The following is a 17638-nucleotide window of genomic DNA, read 5'->3' as shown; positions in this document are numbered from 1 at the left end:
ATAATGCGCGCACATTTATCGGTTAGGAGAGGGCATGAGCCAATTTAATCTAGCGACGTTGCAACGGGTACTGGAACGTTACCCACAAGCGCAACAGAGTGAGCAGTTGCAGGCTTGGGATGCGGCAGACGAATACCTGTTGCAACAACTGGAACCGCTGACAGCCACTGAACGGCCAATGCTGATTTTCAACGATAATTTTGGGGCGCTGGCCTGTGCGCTACACGCTTATCGCCCATATAGCATCAGTGACTCTTATCTCAGCCAACTGGCGTTGCGCCATAATCTACAGCGCAATCAGTTGGCTATCGAACAGGTACATTGCCAAGATAGTTTGGCAGCGTTACCTGCCAACCCGGCACTGGTGGTGATGCGTATTCCTAAAACGCTGGCGTTGCTCGAGCAGCAGTTGCGTGCTCTACGCAGCGTGGTTGCGGCCGATACACGTATTATTGCTGCTGCCAAGACACGTGATGTGCATAACTCCACCCTGCAACTGTTTGAACGTGTGCTTGGGCCAACACACACCTCACTTGCTTGGAAAAAAGCCCGGCTGATTTATTGCCAAGTGGCTGAACTTACCCCACCGGCAATTGCAACCACTACCGATTGGCAACTGGAGGGCAGTGACTGGCTAATCCACAATCATGCCAATGTTTTTTCACGGACCAGCCTGGATATCGGCGCGCGTCTGTTTCTGACGCAGTTACCACAACAGTTGGAGGGGACGATAGTTGATCTGGGCTGTGGCAATGGTGTGATTGGTATGAAAGCGCTAGAGCAGAATCCGCAGGCAAAGCTGATTTTTGTTGATGAGTCCTATATGGCCATTGCTTCCAGCCAGTTAAATGTACAGCATAATCTGCCGCAGCAGATGGCGCGTTGTCAGTTTGTACTGGGTGATGGTCTGACGGCGCTGCCAGCAAACACGCTACAGGCGGTATTGTGTAATCCGCCATTCCATCAGCAGCATGTGATCAGTGATCATACCGCCTGGCAGATGTTCTGTGATGCCAAACGCTGTCTGCAAACCGGCGGTGAATTGCGCATTGTTGGTAACCGTCACCTGAACTACCATCAAAAGCTGAAACGCCTGTTTGGTAACTGCACCACCTTGGCCGCTAACCCCAAGTTTGTGGTATTGAAAGCGGTCAAAGGCGGCAAGTCACCACAATCAGCGTGATGAGTGGCTGGGTAAACGGGCTAAATAGAGAGCGGGTTTGCCATCACAGTCGGAGGTGAACAGTACCTGTTTATTATCCGGTGTAAAGGAAGGGTGTGGGTGGGTGATTTGACGATCGCCCTCAAACACCCGCCACGAGGTGTTATGCGCGGCCAAACGGTAGTAGCTGCGTTTTTCCAGATCAAAGACATAGAGAAAAGGATCATTCTCGATCGCATAGCCTTGGCTGTCCTGCACATCCACTGGCGTACCCGAACCATCGCCAACCAGCAAACTGCCATGATAGTTGCTCATCAAATGTGAGCAGGCTGGCATCTCCATCACTGCTTGATCACTGCCGGTGTCTGGTTGGTAGCGTCGAATGGTACGTTGCGACTGCCCTTTGAGGTAGGAGACATAGATCAGATAAGAACCATCAGGAACCCAAAATTCATGGGTGCAACTCTCACCAGGCTGATGATGTTTGACCTTACGTAACTGCGAGCCATCTTCGTTGATCAGCCACATCCGCGCATCAACCAAATCATGTGGCCCCTCATGACAAAAGGCGATGGTGTGATCATCGAATGGCCGATAGATTGGGTGTCCGAGCCAGCCATTCTCTTGATGGATCAATCGTGTTTCGCCACTGTTCAGATCAACACACAGCAACCGACAGCGTGGTTTAGTGTGGTAAAAATCGTGGAAAATCTGCCAGTCGGTTAACGGTATCCAATCCTCTTTGGCAATCTCGATGCCGACCAGTTTACTCCCTGTGCTGTTGGCTACCCAAGTGCCATAGCCTACCCACTGTTCGGGAATTTGGTACACGCACTGCTCCGCCAGAGTGGCGAGATCAACACGCAGCAGCATACGCCCGTGTTTGACATAATAAAGGTAGTGATCATCTTCAGACAGAAAGCCACCAAAGGTGTTATCGCCTTCGCCTTCCGTTAGTTGCAACGCCTGGCCGGTAGCGAGCTCAAGCAGGTAGTAGTTCCAGTGCTGATCAAATGCGGCAGCGAACAGCAGTTTTTCACCATTGTTGGTGAAACATTTTTGATAGAAATAGTTACGGTGGCAGGTGATCTCTGGCGGAGTGAGGCGACACATCTCCGCACCGGTATCGGGATCCTGGTAGTAGTGGTAAGAGAGGTTAACGATCGAGCCTTTGGCCATGAATTCCTCACACAGGTATTGACTTCATGAAACGCAAGTCACATTTTTACTATTATAGGAATGCAGTTTCATTTTTATTGAATCGCGTTGTCATTGTACATGCTGATTCGTGAGCTGTACAGCGGCGGCAACAGTGTAGCGGTTGATTCATCATCGCACCCGGCACTACAGCAGGATTTTTATTCAATATATTGTTTTATATGTATTTTGTTAAATTGCTTTGATAAGCAAAACATTTCAAATACAATGAAACGACTTGCTGAATTTTTTGGAACCAAGCTATGTCGACCATCGATAACTCACCTGACTCAGTCTCTTCGGTACTGAAGGTATTTGGTATCCTACAGGCGTTAGGTGAACAAAAAGATATTGGTGTTACTGAACTCTCGCAACGCATCATGATGTCAAAAAGCACGGTATACCGTTTTTTGCAGACCATGAAATCGTTGGGATATGTGACCCAGGAGGGGGAGAGTGATCGTTATGGCCTCAGCCTGAAATTGTTTGAACTGGGTGCCAAAGCACTCGAATATCACGATCTGATCCAGATTGCTGACGTACAGATGCACCGTTTGGGCAAGTTAACCAAAGAGACACTGCACCTGGGAACACTGGATGAAGACAGCATCGTTTACCTGCATAAGATCGATTCTGAATATAACTTGCGGATGTATTCGCGCGTTGGCCGTCGTCGCCCACTCTATAGCACGGGGTTGGGCAAGGTGATGCTGGCCTGGTTGCCGGAAACTGAAGCGCGAGCAATCCTGGCTAATGTCACTTTTGAGCGCTTCACCGAACGCACCTTAGCCAATGCTGAGGCGTTGATGCTGGAGCTAGAGCGTGTGCGTGAACAGGGTTATGCGGAAGATAATGAAGAAATGGAGCCGGGGCTACGCTGTTTTGCGGTGCCAATCTATAACCGCATGGGGCGCATCATTGCCGGTTTATCGCTCTCGTTGCCGGTATTACGTTTTCATGAAGAGCAGAAAGCCGATCTGGTACACCAGCTTCACCAGGCAGCGGCAAAGATCTCTGAGCAGTTAGGTTTTCACCACTATCCATTTCTGACCCGTTAACCCGCGAGTGGGTCGTTGAGAACAGAGAAAGGAGCAAACCCATGCCGCGTCCGTCACTGTATGAAACCCTGTATGGCAACGTTGCTGCAGGCAACGATATTCAACAGATGAGCGAAGAGAACCAGACCATTTTGTCTGTGCTCGATAACATGCAGCGTATTGTTAATTGTCGAGCCGGTACTTTAGCTCACTTGCCTGATTATGGTTTACCGGATATGACCAAAATTTTGCAGGGAATGCCAGGCAGTGCACACCAGTTAATCAGCACGCTCTCGACAGTGCTACTGAAGTATGAACCGCGTTTGAAGAGCGTGACGGTGGTGATGCAAGAACAGTTGCAACCTGGCGAGTTACGTTATGCCATTGATGCTGAACTGGTCGAAGTGGGGCTAGTGCGTTTTGGTACCCAATTTATGCCGGAAGGCAAGATCGTGTTGCAGCACCTGAAACCCACTTCTGCTGCTGACATACTGTGATTTTCAGAATATATCAATAGAATCATTGTATTGAAAATATGATTGGCAACGGCAGACGTGGCGACGTCATACTGCGTAGAAGTGTGGTGCTGCTGACAGCCGCTTGCTATCGAGAGCCAGCAAGCGGCTTGCCTGATTAGTGTGCCTGATCCCAATTGTCGCCGATACCGATGTCGACTTTCAGTGGCACAGCCAGTTCGGTAGCACTTTCCATCAACTGGCGGATCTGTTGGCAACTGCTCTCCAGTACCGAGTGGTGAACCTCAAATACCAACTCATCGTGTACCTGCATGGTCATTCGAACCAGCGGCTGTGGCTGCTGCTGTAACCAACCATCAACGGCGATCATCGCACGTTTAATAATATCGGCCGCAGTCCCCTGCATCGGCGCATTGATTGCTGCACGCTCGGCGGCTTTGCGTCTGATCTCACTGCTGGACTTTATATCTGGCAGATAGAGTCGTCTTCCTGCCAGAGTACTGACATAGCCCTGCTCGGCGGCCTGCATTCTGGTGCGTTCCATATAGGCCAACACGCCGGGATAACGCTGAAAGTAGAGATCCATATACCGTTGCGCCTCAGCACGAGGGATCGCTAACTGACGAGCCAAGCCGAATGCGCTCATGCCGTAAATCAGACCAAAATTGATCGCCTTGGCGCTACGTCGCTGCTCACTGCTAACACTCTCCAGTGCGACAGCAAAGACTTCGGCAGCCGTGGCGCGGTGAATATCTTTGCCTTGGGCAAAGGCATCCAACAAGCCGCGATCCTGTGACAAATGCGCCATGATCCGTAACTCAATCTGTGAATAGTCTGCGGCCACAATACGGTAGCCTTCAGGAGCGATAAATGCCTGCCGGATGCGGCGCCCTTCATCATTGCGCACGGGAATGTTTTGCAAATTGGGATCGCTGGAAGAGAGGCGCCCGGTTGCCGTCACTGCCTGATGATAGGAAGTGTGAACCCGACCGGTGCTAGGATTGATCATCAGTGGCAACTTATCGGTATAAGTGCTTTTCAGCTTTGCCAACCCACGGTAAGCCAGGATCACCTTGGGCAGTGGATAATCGAGCGCCAATTCTGCCAGCACCTCCTCATTGGTTGAAGGAGCACCGCCCGGTGTCTTCTTGCGCACGGGTAGCTGTTGTTTTTCGTATAAGATGACCTGTAACTGCTTGGTAGATGCCAGATTAAACGGCTCACCGGCCAATTGGTGTGCTTCTGCTTCCAACTCCAGCAAACGCTGGCTCAATTGCAGTGAATGTTCACTCAGCAGCGCGGGGTCGATCAGTACACCGGTGCGCTCCATGCGTGACAGCACCGGCAGTAACGGCATTTCAAGCTGCTGGAACAGTTGCTGTAGATCTGCGTTTTTTTCCAGTTGTGGCCAGATAGCCAGATGAAGTTGCAGCGTGATATCGGCATCTTCGGCGGCATAAACCGCAGCCTGCTCGATTGCGATCTGGTTAAAGGTTAACTGGTTTTTGCCTTTACCGGCGATCTGCTCAAAAGTAATGGTTTGATGGTTCAGGTAGCGTTCAGCCAGACTGTCCATATCGTGCCGACCACTGACGCTATTCAGCACATACGACTCCAGCATGGTATCGAAGGCGATACCCCGTAAGTGAATGTCGTAACGCGCTAACAAGCTCTGATCAAATTTCAGATTTTGGCCTACTTTCAGTCGTTGCGCATCTTCCAGTAACGGTTTCAGAGCGGCAAGCACTTGCTGCCGATCTAACTGTGCAGGTGCAGCAAGGTAGTCATGACCCAACGGCAGATAAGCGGCGACGCCCGGTTCAACCGCAAACGACAGACCAATCAGGTTGGCGGTCAGCGTGTCCAGGCCGTCGGTTTCGGTATCAAACGAGAACAGCGCGGCGTGCTGCAACTTCTGCAACCAGTCGGCAAAAGTCTGCTGATCAACAATGGTAACGTAATTAGCCTCTGCGACAGAGGCGCTATCAGCGCCGACAACCTGTTCGGTGTCAGGTGTTGGCTCAAGCGGAGTGGCAACACTGCTGGCACCACTGTTTTTCCCAGCCTGATTGGTTTTGCTGCTACGTAACCAGCTACCGTTTTCTAGTTCGGTTAACCAGCGTTTGAACTCATAGCGTTTGAACAATGCATGCAGTTGATCAATATCAGGTTGATTGACAGTTAATTGATCGCAGGCTAGGTCGAGTGTCACATCAGTCTTGATGGTTGCCAACTGATAAGAGAGGTAAGCAATATCCTTATGCTGCGCCAGTTTGGCCGCCATTGTCTTGGCGCCACGGAAATTGAGACTGGCGATCTGCTCAAGATGATGATAAAGCGCATCCAAACCGCCAATTCCTTGTAACAGCGCTTGTGCTGTCTTCTCACCAACACCAGGCACGCCCGGAATGTTATCTGAGCTATCGCCCATCAGTGCAAGAAAATCAATCATCAATGCTGGGGGAATACCGTATTTGATTGCCACCTCTTCAGGGCCGAGCAGGGTATTATTCATGGTGTTAATCAGCGTGATATTGGGCGTGACCAGTTGCGCCATATCTTTGTCACCAGTGCTGATTAACACATTATGCCCCGCTTGTTCTGCTTGCAATGCCAGTGTACCAATCACATCATCGGCCTCAACACCGGCTACGCACAGTAGCGGCAACCCCATTGCCGCCACCATCTGATGCAGCGGTTCGATTTGCGCTCTTAGATCATCCGGCATGGGGGGCCGGTGTGACTTATAGGCGGCAAACAGCTCGTCACGGAAGGTTTTACCTTTGGCATCAAATACAACTGCTGCATGACTCGGGGTGTATTCGAGCAGCAGACTGCGCAACATATTTAACACACCATACATTGCTCCAGTGGGTTCTCCCTGAGAGTTAGTGAGCGGGGGAAATGCATGGTATGCACGATAGAGGTAGGAAGAGCCATCGACCAGGATTAATGGGTTTTCTGCAATCTGAGCCATAGTGTCTGTTTCAGCGGTAACCAGTGATAGTACATAGAATGCCATAGCTGATAGCGGATGACGAATGTTAGCGCACCCCTGGTGCTGTTTGTGGATGCCATCGGCGCAAAATAGCTACCTTACCAGTTTGCGGAAGGTCTACCCAACGGAGGGCTCGATATTGGCTAACCCTGTGGATAACGTGTTTTTTGTGGATAACTTTGTGCGTATATTAAATACAAAATGCTACAGATGAGACAAATTCAATAAGAAAAATCATTTCATGTAGATCAATCAGTATATTAATCTGTTTTTTTATTGCTCCATGGTGTTTCACTTTGTTAATGGGTTTGTGGATATGAGTTGAGAAAAGCAGGTGACATTTGTGATGTAACTCAGATGTAAGGTAAATCTCCAGTGTGGCGAAGGCTAATCAGTGGAGTGATCGACATCAGTCGTTATGATGATAGAGCGGTCGGATCTGATGCTGAAGCAGTTACATTTGTAAGCGATAGAACCCAGACTCGCAGTGGATAGGGAGTTGTTTGATAATCATCCCTTATATCAATAAATTTATTTATTTAATCTGAGGTTAAAACTGCGGCATGGTTTTATTTGACGGTGTTTTGGCTAGCACTATCGCGCCATATGTAAAAAAACGTGTTGATAAAATGCACCACTGGGAGTTAGAATCGGCGAATTGAAGCTGTGGTTGCTGTTTTTGTGATCAAATTCATGATAATTGGTATCATGGGCAAGGAAAAGCATTACTGTATTTTACTGGCTGCTATATTAATTATTTTTGTTAATATTTTTTTATTGATTGTTTTCTCTTGTTTTATTCACTCTCTCGGCGCAAATCAGCATTAAGGGTGCGTCGATCTGCACTTCAAATAAATCACCTTTCCTTGATTGATTTATCGATGTGGAGCACGTGCTAACAACAGAAAAGGGATCATTATGTCAGCCAGTGATAATAAACCCAGTGGATTACAGTTTACCCTCGCCGCCGGAGGGCAGCCTGCCGGTACCTTTGCGGTGGTCGATTTTACCCTTAATGAGCATTACTCTTCGTTGTTTGAGCTGGAGCTTAACCTGGCCAGCGTTAATCCAGCCATTGACTTTGATGCGGTGCTCGATCGCGGCGCCAAGCTTTCGGTTTGGCAAGATGGCGTACTGCAACGTGCGGTCTCAGGAATTGTCACCTGCTTTGAACAGGGCGATACCGGCTTTCATCAGACCCGTTATCGTATGGAAGTGCGCCCGAGCCTGTGGCGGTTAGGGCTGAGGCGTAACTCACGCATCTTCCAGCTCGAGACGATTGAGGAGATCATCACCAAACTGCTGAGTGAGGCGCAGATTGTCGACTACGCGTTTGGCTTGCGTTACCCACATCCGGCCCGCGAATTCTGTGTGCAGTATCAGGAGACCGATCTGGAGTTTATCCAGCGCCTGACAGCGGAAGAGGGCATCTTCTACTACTTTGAATTCAACAATGGCCGCCACACCGTGGTGTTTGCAGACGACTCAGGCGCGCTGCCAAAAGGCAGTCTACTGCCTTATAACCCTAATATGGGCGCGCAGGCGAAGGAGTGCTGCATCAACAGTTTTGTTTGTACTGCACAGGTGCGCCCAGCGGTAGTGCAACTGAAAGATTACACCTTTAAAAATCCGCGTTGGGACGCGCTATTTACCAAACAGGCCAGTGGTCAGATCTACCAGCGCACCAGTTACGAACATTTTGATTTTCCTGGGCGCTTCAAAGATGAGCAGCACGGCAAGGATTTCACCCGTTACCGGCTGGAAGCGTTGCGCAACGACGCGAATCTTGGCAGAGGCAGTGGCAACGATTTTCGCTTACAACCGGGGCTGTTGTTTACCCTCTCAAATCATCCACGTGCTGATCTAAATAACGCTTGGCAACCTGTCTCAGTACAGCATATCGGTCAGCAGCCTCAGGCGGTGGAGCAGGATGCCGGCGATAAAGGTACCCATCTCAACACGCAATTTCGTTTTATCCCGCGCCAACAGACCTGGCGCCCAAGTCCATTGCCGAAACCGCTGATGGATGGTCCGCAGATCGCCATGGTGGTCGGCCCCGGCAACGAAGAGATCTTCTGCGATGAACATGGCCGAGTACGCGTGCAGTTCCCTTGGGATCGCTACGGCAACAGTGACGACCACAGCTCATGCTGGATCCGCGTTAGCCAGCCGTGGGCAGGACAAGGTTGGGGGATGATCGCCATCCCGCGTGTCGGCCAGGAAGTGGTGGTTGACTTCCTGCATGGCGACCCGGATCAACCGATTGTCACTGGGCGCACCTATCACGCGGTGAACCGCCCCTCGTTGAAATTGCCGATGGCGAAAACCCAAATGGCATTTCGCAGTAAAACACATAAAGGTGAAGGCTATAACGAACTGCGCTTCGAAGACTTTAAAGGTCAAGAAGGGCTGTTCCTGCACGCCCAGCGCGATATGACCACCGAAGTGCTGCATGATCGGACAACCACGGTAAAGAACAACCATACCGAGAATGTCACGGTGAACCAGACGGTGAGTGTTGGCAATGATCAGTCAATCACCGTCACTCATGACCAGACCACCACGGTGAAAAATAACCAGATGATCAATGTGACGGTTGATCAGACCAGCAAGATCGACGGCAACCAGTCCACCACCGTTAACGGTAAACAGACCACTGAAGTGCATAAAGATCAGCAGATCACGGTGTTGCAGAATCAGTCGACCGAAGTACAGCAAAATCAGAAAAATGACGTCACCCTCAACCAAACGGTGACGATTGGTCAAAACCAAACCATCACAGTGAATCAGAAACAGACCACCAATGTGATGCAGGATCAGTTCAACAACATCAGCCTGAATCAACAAACTCAGGTGGGCAAAAACATTGTGATCGCCGCCGGTGATTCGATCACCCTCAGTTGTGGTGCGGCCAGTATCAAATTAGACAGCAGCGGCAATATTACCCTCTCGGGGGTCCACATTGTGGCCAGTGGTGAAGAGAGCCACACCATCAATGCGAAAAAAGTCACCTCAAGTGGCGGGATCGAAAATGTGGTTGAAGGCGCGATCCTCAAACTGAATCCGTAGTACTGGCTAGGACAGTCAACGGATCCACCAAGCTAATACAGTAGCTGATGGGGCTTGTTGCCAGGTAACAGCATAAACGCCAAGGACAAATTATGGGATGGTCACCTTCTAACCCGGTTGAGCGCCGTCTGGTGCGGGTTGACGACGATTGGATAGCTTTCGCTGCGGACAAGTCGGCGCGGTTGCTCTATTGGCAAGTCAATCAGCAGGATCTGCCGTTGCTGCACACCTACTTCCAGATCCAATGTGAAAATGCCAGTGCGGTGATAGCACTGCACAGCAGTATCACCTCGGCAGAGATAACGCACTATCCACAGCAATTGACGCAAGAGCTGTACCACTTTTATCAGCAACGGCGTGAACCCTCGCGGCAACAGGGGATCAACGCAGATTGGCAATTGCCGGAAAGGGAAGAAAAACAGTCGCCATTTGCTTATTTCTGGCAAGCGGTGACCAGCATGATGCAGCAACATCCCGATATTTTCCCCGCGCTGGTGTTGGTGTTACAGCCGGTTGAGGTCAAACAGCCCGAGCAGCTCAGCAGCATACTGGCACAGTTACTGATGCATTTGCAGGCACACCCCCAACAGGCCGCCAGCATTCGCATGGTGCTGTATGGTGACCAGCCAGAGTGGGTGGCTGAAGTGAAACAGCAGTTTCCTGAACGGGTACAGATTATTCAACGCGACTACGGTATGCAGAGTGTGCCGCGTGAGTTAATTGCGACCTCAAGTGAGCGGGGGGCCAGTGGTAACTTTCGTCGCTTATTTATCGAATTGAGCGAAACATTGGTGAATAACGACGCCGCTCGATTGGAGAAACTGAAGGCGGCCGCCCTGCAAATCACCCAGAGTGAAAAATGGTTTGATCAAAGCGTGGTGGTGTTGCTGATCTCGGGTGCCGCTTATCTGAAATGGCAACAGCCTGATCGGGCACTGCATGAGTATCAACAGGCCACTGAAGCAGGTAAACAGGCGGTGGCGGCACAGCATCCGGCAGGCGACAAGTTGGTGGCCAATGCACTGTTTGGCCAGGCGAGTGTGCATCTCAGTGAAAAAGCGTATGCCAAAGCGGCAGCCTGTTACGCCGAAGCGGCACAGCATAGCGCGCTGGCAGAAGATGCGATTTTGACGGTGGAAGCCTGGCGCATGAACGCGTTTTGCCAGCAAAAAGAGGGTGAGACTGAGTTACAGATTAACGCGGGTTTGGCGGCACTGGAGGCTGGGCAACAGCTCGATCCGGCGACACGCACCGCGTCTAGCCTGCCAATGGCGGCGCAGGCACTGCTAACAGCCAGTGCCGGTTGGCACTGGCGGCGGCAGCGTGAACAGGCGGAGCAGAGGCTGCACGCACTGTTTGGAGAGAACTGGCAACAGCAACTGGATGCAACTACTGGAGGGAATGCCTGATGTTACCTGCCGCCAAACACTTTGATCCGGTCGTGGGGGTCGATGTCCATATGGTCAATGCACCCACACCGACCCCAATCCCGCATCCGCACGTTGGCTTTATTCTTGATCTGCGTGAGTTATCAGAAGGCTTTAAAGCGGCCGCTAAAAGTATTGCGCAATATTTGGTGATGGACGCAGTGCAGGATGAAGTCGCCAAATTGGCGGAAGAGAATCCTGAACTGGCGGAAAAAGCGATGTCGGCAATCAGTGCAGGCGGTGAAGCGGTGAACAAGGTGCTGGAGAACCCACTGGTGAAAACCGGGATGGAGATCCAAGAACGGGTCGGCCAGGCGCAGGCGCTATTGGATACCATTACTGGGCAAGGAGGAGGCGGCGGCGGTCCGGGAGGGCGGCCGATCCTGATCAACGGTATTATGCGCGCAACGGCCGGCACCCATACCTTCCATATTCCCGGTTTGCACTTCCCCTTGGGTGCCGGTTTTGCTCCCGCAGATCCGAAACCTTCACAGGATTCAGAGTCCTTTATGGGCAGCAAAACCGTGCTGGCCAATAACGATCCGCTCTCCTTTAGCGCCCTGCCCGCAATGAGCTGTTGGATGACGGGTTTGCGGTCGATTGGACACAACTCGGCGCATACCAAACGGAAACACGACTCGCTTCCTACATCGGTAATGCTGCCCATTCCGGTAGGACGCCCGGTGCTGGTTGGCGGAGCACCAACCATGAATACGGCTGCGTCGCCGATTTCACTATTCAAGGCTTTTCGTGGTTCCGGACTGGCTAAATGGCTTGCCAGAAAGCTCAACCTGAAATCAGGTTTCTTGAAGTGCGTGGTGTTGGATGCTGAACCGGTACATACCATCACCGGTGAAGTGATTGTTGAACAGAACGATTTCACCCTGTCTGGGCGATTGCCCCTGGTGTGGGATCGTTACTATGCTGGGCAAAGCCGCTATAACGGCGTATTGGGGCATGGTTGGCAGTGCCCGGCCGATATCCGCTTGCAGCTCATCCGCTACGATGGCCTGGTGGGTGTGGCTGCTTACTTCCCTGATCATGAAACGGCTTTTGACCTGATGCCACAGCAACTCGGCTGGGCCGCTCGCCAGCATGACTGGCAGCAGGGTCATGCGCTCTATCGCCAAGATAACCAACTGGTGCTGCGCACGCGACACAGTCTCGAGTACCGTTTTACCCTGCCCGACGCTTGGGAACAGGCAGTGATCGCGTTGCCAGAAGGGGGGGGATTAGCGCTGCCAATCGCTGAATTTTCTGATCTGAATGGCAACGGCTGGCAGTTTCTGCGCCGTGCCAACGGCACATTGGCCAGAATTGAGGAGACACGGCAGCAGCAACCGACCGGGCGTGCCATTATTTGTGCCAGCGAGCGGGGTTACCTCACTGAAATGCAGTGGGAGTTCGGTTTAGCTGAGGGAGAAGCGCCACAACGTTCAGCACTGCGCCGTTATCAGCAAGATCACCATGGTGACTTGGTGGCGGTGTTTGATGAAGTGAATCGCCCCTACGGTTTCGGCTATGAAGCGGGGCACCGCATGGTGCGCCATACCGATCGTAATGGCCTGTCATTTTACTACAGCTATCAATCCCATCCCGATGGGATCATGCGTGTCGATCATGCCTGGGGTGATGGTGGGCTATTTGATTACCGCTTTGTCTATGATCTGGCACACCGTGAAACGCTGATCACTGATTCGCTCGGCCATACCTCGATCATGCAGTATGACGATCGTCAGTTGCCGATCGCGAAAATTGATCCACTCGGCGGCATCTACAGTTACCAATATGACAGCCAAGATCGTGCCTGTGCAGAGATTGATCCGCTTGGCAACGTCACCCGCTGGGAGTATGACGCGCAAGGCAATTTGCTCAGTGAGATCCAGCCCGATAACAGCACGTTGCGTACCCATTATGATGAACACCACAACCCGAGCCAGTTTGTCGATCCTGAAGGGTTAGTCTGGCAGCAGCAGTGGGATGAAAAGGGTAACCTCGTGAGCCAAATCACCCCCAGTGGCATGGAGACACGTTATCAGTATGATGAGGCGGGGCAACTGGTTAGCGCTGGCGTCAGCGGTGAGCAGCCGACCACCCTCAGTTATGACCACTGGGGCTACCTAGCGACACTGACCAACAGTCAAGGGGAGACCAGCCGTTTTGAGCACGACCGGTATGGCCGATTACAGCGAAAAATTACCCCAGATGGAGGGCAGACACACTATCACTACGATGCCCGTCACCGCCTGATACGTTGCACCTTGCCTGATCACAGCACGCTGAGTTACCAGTATGATGAAGAAAATAATCTGCTGTATTATATCGAAAATGATCAGCGTGTGACCGCCTTTAGCTACTTTGGTCAGGGGCAACTGCAGAGCCGCACCGAGCCGGATGGTCGGCGAGTAGAGTACCGCTACGACACTGAGCAGCAACTGATTGGGGTACAAAACCCGCGTGGTGAATGGTGGCAGTTAAAACGGGATCCACTCGGGCGATTAATTGAAGAGATCGACTACCAAGGGCAGGCACGTTACTACCATTACAACCTGGCCGGACACCTGCAAGCGAGTACCGACCCACTGGGCAACCCGTTGACAGTGCGTTGTGATCCGCTTGGACGTATCACCGAAAAACGTGATGCACAGGGTGGGTGCGACCGTTATCGATACAATCGTCGTGGACAACTGACAGAGGCCAGCAACGCACATGCGGTGATCACCCGTGCTTACAATCCATCGGGGGCGTTGACACAAGAGACGCAAACGCAGCCAAACCTGCTGGCGGAACTGCACTATGAGTACGATACGCAAGGGCGTTTGGTCAGTCAGCGGCAGCGTATGCAGCATCGGCAACATCAAGGTGTCGAACTGCACAACGAGCAGCACTTCCGTTACGACGCTGCGGGTTTCCTGATTGAACAGCAGATCGATCAGCAAGCGCCAATCCGTTCGTCCTACGATTGCATGGGGCGGCTGGCTGAACAGCAGTTGAGTGAACATCTGACGCAACGCTTTAGCTACTCGTTACGTGGACAGTTGCAGCAGCAGCACAGCGAATGGAAGGGCAAAGCGGATGGCAGCATCCGCTACCATTATGATGCCTATGGTAACTTGGTCTGCCGTGAAGACAGTCGGCTAGGCAAAGATCACTACCGCTATGACCTGGTGGGGCAGATCCTGGCACATATTGATCCGGCTGGGGAAATGCGTGAATACCGCTATGATGCTTGTGGTGACCGTTTTCAGGTGCTGGAGAATGATCAGCATGGACGTACACTGCAACATGAAGACGGTATTCGCAGTTATCAAGATCGCGCAGGTAAAACACGGTGGCGGCAGCAAGGTCAACAGCGGCTTGAATTTGACTGGGATGGGCAGGAGCGTTTGAGCTCGCTCAATAACGGCCAGCACCGCTGGCACTACCACTACGACCCATTTGGGCGGCGGATCGCGAAAATCCAGTCTCCGCTCGAGGGTGATCAAATCCTGTCGGAAACTTACTTTATCTGGGATGGCGACGTGCTGGTGGGGGAATTGAGCAGTCCAGTTGCCTTGCAACCGAGTCATGCACAGTATTGCCAACAGCAGGCGGCGAATGATGAAATTGATCGGATCATTATCGGCGCTGAACCGGCGGCCTGGCGGCGAGCCGCAGAAGCGCGCCAAGGTTTGAATGGCCGCTTTTACAGCTATCAACTGGGCAGCTTTGAACCACTGACGTTGCAGGATTATCAACTCACCTTCAGCGGCGAGATAGAACAGCAGCAGATCTACTACTATCAAAACGACGCAAACGGAATGCCGCTGCGGCTACGCGACAGCGCCGGTGAAGTGGTCTGGCTGGCGCGTTACAGCAGCTTTGGTAAAGTTGAGCGTATTGGCTATAATCAAATCGTTCAACCACTGCGTTTACAAGGCCAATATTACGACTCAGAAAGTGCTTTACATTACAATCGCCATCGGTATTATGACCCCGACTGCGGTATGTTTATTAACCAGGATCCGATTGGCTTAGCGGGGGGATTAAACCCGTATCAGTTTGCGCCGAATACGTTAATGTGGGTGGATCCGCTGGGGTTGGAGTCTTGTGCTACAGGGAGAGACTCTTACGAGCAAGCAAGGAATAAGGCTTTAAAGTGGTTAGAAGAAAGAGGATTTAAGGCGGAAAGAGTTAACACTGGTAAATTTGGAGCCACTAAAGGGCAACCGGTTGGAATGACAACAGCAGATGGTAAAACGGGTTTTAGAATTGAATATGATGAAAGAAGTGGAGCGCATATAAATGTATTCAGCGGAAAAGAAAAAGGTGAGCATTTCTTATTTGATGCACCTGAATCTGTCGTAACAGAACTTCAAAAACTATTCGATTTGCCATCAAAACCGCGGAGAGGTTCTTAGATGACGCTTGATGATGAAATAAAAGAAAAAATTATTTCTCTTCCTTATTATTTTGAAATAATAAATAATTGGGAAAAAATTGCTGATAAATTATCTGATTCTTTCAGTTGGATAGGCTCAAAGATTGATTGGTCGAAGACAAAAGGACATAACCATCTAAAACTTAAAGGAAATTATTCTGATTGGTTAATTGATATAGATAAATTCATAAAGGAATTTAATCTTGATAAAGAAATACTTGATAGTAAAAATATCTTTTATATTAATGACTCTTCATTAGACTTTTCTGTTGCAATTCCTTCTGATGGATTTTATCCATTTCTAGAAATGGCAATTATGAATATCCCTCAGCACCATTATTTCTTTGATCAAAATAAAAAATGGGGTTTAGTGATTACTTCTGAAGGGTATGTGGATTTTGGTTTTTCGCAGAAGGCATAGTATCAAGTAATTAACAAAAATAGCGTAATAGTGTTGCGTCCCACGCTCTCATCGTATTTTGTCCCAAATTATTCATCATAAAATTGATGGGAAAATGAGCGGTTTTACCACATTGTCATCGCAGCCAAAAAAGTCTGTCCCCTTTTATCATCGTAGTTTGTCCCACATTGGCGTCGTATTTCTGTGGATAACTGCGTATTCCCCGATGTTGAACGCAGGATAACTGCGTATTCCCCGATGTTGAACGCAAAAAAAGGGCTTTCGCCCTGAACGTTAATTTGCTTTACTGCTCGCGTAAGCGAGCGGTTGAACATCATCTTTGCGCTGTTGGCGGTCTTAGTAAGTCTTCGTATGAACGCCAATGCGGTTGGATAAGCACTTGATTAACATGGGTGATGGTGACGGTTTTCTGGGTCTCTTTGGCCGCTTCAATCAGGCTGCCCAGGCACAGGTTGCGGCATAAACGCAAGTTCCCCTCTGCCGAGCGCATAATGACGTTCAACGCGCCCTCGTCAAAGGTGTTGATACCCATTTTGGCCTGATTGAGTGTTGCGTCCCACGCTCTCATCGTATTTTGTCCCAAATTATTCATCATAAAATTGATCGGAAAATGAGCGGTTTTACCACATTGTCATCGAAGCCAAAAAAGTCTGTCCCCTTTTATCATCATAGTTTGTCCCACATTGGCGTCGTATTTCTGTGGATAACGGCATAGTTGCCAACTTTAAATGTAAAAAAAGGGCTTTCGCCCTGAACGCTAATTTGCTTTACTGCTCGCGTAAGCGAGCGGTTGAACATCATCTTTGCGCTGTTGGCGGTCTTAGTAAGTCTTCGTATGAACGCCAATGCGGTTGGATAAGCACTTGATTAACATGGGTGATGGTGACGGTTTTCTGGGTCTCTTTGGCCGCTTCAATCAGGCTGCCCAGGCACAGGTTGCGGCATAAACGCAAGTTCCCCTCTGCCGAGCGCATAATGACGTTCAACGCGCCCTCGTCAAAGGTGTTGATACCCATTTTGGCCTGATTGAGTTCGGCTCGGATGTAGTTCAGCATATCCTCATCATTCAACGGCTCAAGGGTGTAAGAGTAGGTGTTGCGTCCCACGCTCTCATCGTATTTTGTCCCAAATTATTCATCATAAAATTGATGGGAAAATGAGCAGTTTTACCACATTGTCATCGAAGCCAAAAAAGTCTGTCCCCTTTTATCATCGTAGTTTGTCCCACATTGGCGTCGTATTTCTGTGGATAACGGCATAGTTGCCAACTTTAAATGTAAAAAAAGGGCTTTCGCCCTGAACGTTAATTTGCTTTACTGCTCGCGTAAGCGAGCGGTTGAACATCATCTTTGCGCTGTTGGCGGTCTTAGTAAGTCTTCGTATGAACGCCAATGCGGTTGGATAAGCACTTGATTAACATGGGTGATGGTG

At 50.4% G+C, this 17638-nt stretch carries 11 protein-coding genes; 7 read left to right on the top strand and 4 right to left on the bottom strand.

The window, feature by feature from the left end; genetic code table 11:
- The first annotated feature begins 34 nt into the window (after positions 1 to 34).
- The gene (gene rlmG, locus EOJ37_RS00545) at positions 35 to 1183 is read left to right on the top strand and encodes a 23S rRNA (guanine(1835)-N(2))-methyltransferase RlmG (RefSeq protein ID WP_127956590.1); all 1149 of its coding nucleotides are present in this window, start codon (positions 35 to 37) and stop codon (positions 1181 to 1183) included.
- On the opposite strand, the gene EOJ37_RS00540 is transcribed toward rlmG, so the two are convergent.
- On the bottom strand, positions 1175 to 2341 hold the full coding sequence (locus tag EOJ37_RS00540; protein ID WP_127956588.1) for an oligogalacturonate lyase family protein: 1167 nt from the start codon (positions 2339 to 2341) through the stop codon (positions 1175 to 1177). The two genes, rlmG and EOJ37_RS00540, sit on opposite strands and share 9 nt — an antisense overlap.
- Positions 2342 to 2622: 281 nt before the next feature.
- Here EOJ37_RS00540 and kdgR point away from each other — a divergent pair, with 281 nt between their 5' ends.
- Both kdgR and tssE read left to right on the top strand, forming a co-directional pair.
- Positions 2623 to 3417: a DNA-binding transcriptional regulator KdgR gene (gene kdgR / locus EOJ37_RS00535; protein WP_127956586.1), complete on the top strand. Its 795-nt coding sequence runs from the start codon at positions 2623 to 2625 to the stop codon at positions 3415 to 3417.
- 41 nt (positions 3418 to 3458) lie between these two features.
- A complete protein-coding gene (gene tssE, locus EOJ37_RS00530) occupies positions 3459 to 3893 on the top strand; it encodes a type VI secretion system baseplate subunit TssE (protein ID WP_127956584.1) in 435 nt (144 codons plus the stop codon).
- A 136-nt stretch (positions 3894 to 4029) separates the two neighbouring features.
- Here tssE and polA read toward each other — a convergent pair whose 3' ends face one another.
- The gene (gene polA, locus EOJ37_RS00525) at positions 4030 to 6849 is read right to left on the bottom strand and encodes a DNA polymerase I (RefSeq protein ID WP_127956582.1); all 2820 of its coding nucleotides are present in this window, start codon (positions 6847 to 6849) and stop codon (positions 4030 to 4032) included.
- A gap of 939 nt (positions 6850 to 7788) precedes the next feature.
- On the opposite strand from polA, the gene EOJ37_RS00520 reads away from it, so the two are divergent.
- The 4 genes from EOJ37_RS00520 (at position 7789) to EOJ37_RS00505 (ending at position 16207) form a co-directional block, all read left to right on the top strand.
- Positions 7789 to 9939, top strand: coding sequence for a type VI secretion system Vgr family protein (locus tag EOJ37_RS00520; RefSeq protein WP_127956580.1), 2151 nt, complete (start codon positions 7789 to 7791; stop codon positions 9937 to 9939).
- A gap of 92 nt (positions 9940 to 10031) precedes the next feature.
- A complete protein-coding gene (locus EOJ37_RS00515) occupies positions 10032 to 11348 on the top strand; it encodes a hypothetical protein (RefSeq protein ID WP_127956578.1) in 1317 nt (438 codons plus the stop codon).
- On the top strand, positions 11348 to 15766 hold the full coding sequence (locus tag EOJ37_RS00510) for an RHS repeat-associated core domain-containing protein (protein WP_127956576.1): 4419 nt from the start codon (positions 11348 to 11350) through the stop codon (positions 15764 to 15766). Before EOJ37_RS00515 ends, EOJ37_RS00510 begins: the two co-directional genes overlap by 1 nt.
- On the top strand, positions 15767 to 16207 hold the full coding sequence (locus EOJ37_RS00505) for a type IV secretion protein Rhs (RefSeq protein ID WP_127956574.1): 441 nt from the start codon (positions 15767 to 15769) through the stop codon (positions 16205 to 16207). It abuts the gene before it with no gap.
- A gap of 313 nt (positions 16208 to 16520) precedes the next feature.
- Here the strand turns inward: EOJ37_RS00505 and EOJ37_RS00500 are convergent, their stop codons facing one another.
- Positions 16521 to 16775: a hypothetical protein gene (locus EOJ37_RS00500; RefSeq protein WP_127956572.1), complete on the bottom strand. Its 255-nt coding sequence runs from the start codon at positions 16773 to 16775 to the stop codon at positions 16521 to 16523.
- 229 nt (positions 16776 to 17004) lie between these two features.
- Positions 17005 to 17313: a hypothetical protein gene (locus tag EOJ37_RS00495; RefSeq protein WP_127956570.1), complete on the bottom strand. Its 309-nt coding sequence runs from the start codon at positions 17311 to 17313 to the stop codon at positions 17005 to 17007.
- Between the last annotated feature and the right edge of the window lie 325 nt (positions 17314 to 17638).

Source organism: Serratia microhaemolytica (assembly GCF_004011885.1).
GTDB classification, from domain to species: domain Bacteria; phylum Pseudomonadota; class Gammaproteobacteria; order Enterobacterales; family Enterobacteriaceae; genus Serratia_G; species Serratia_G microhaemolytica.
The sequence above is the reverse complement of the archived record's forward strand: the minus strand, read 5'-3'. Positions and strand labels throughout refer to the sequence as shown.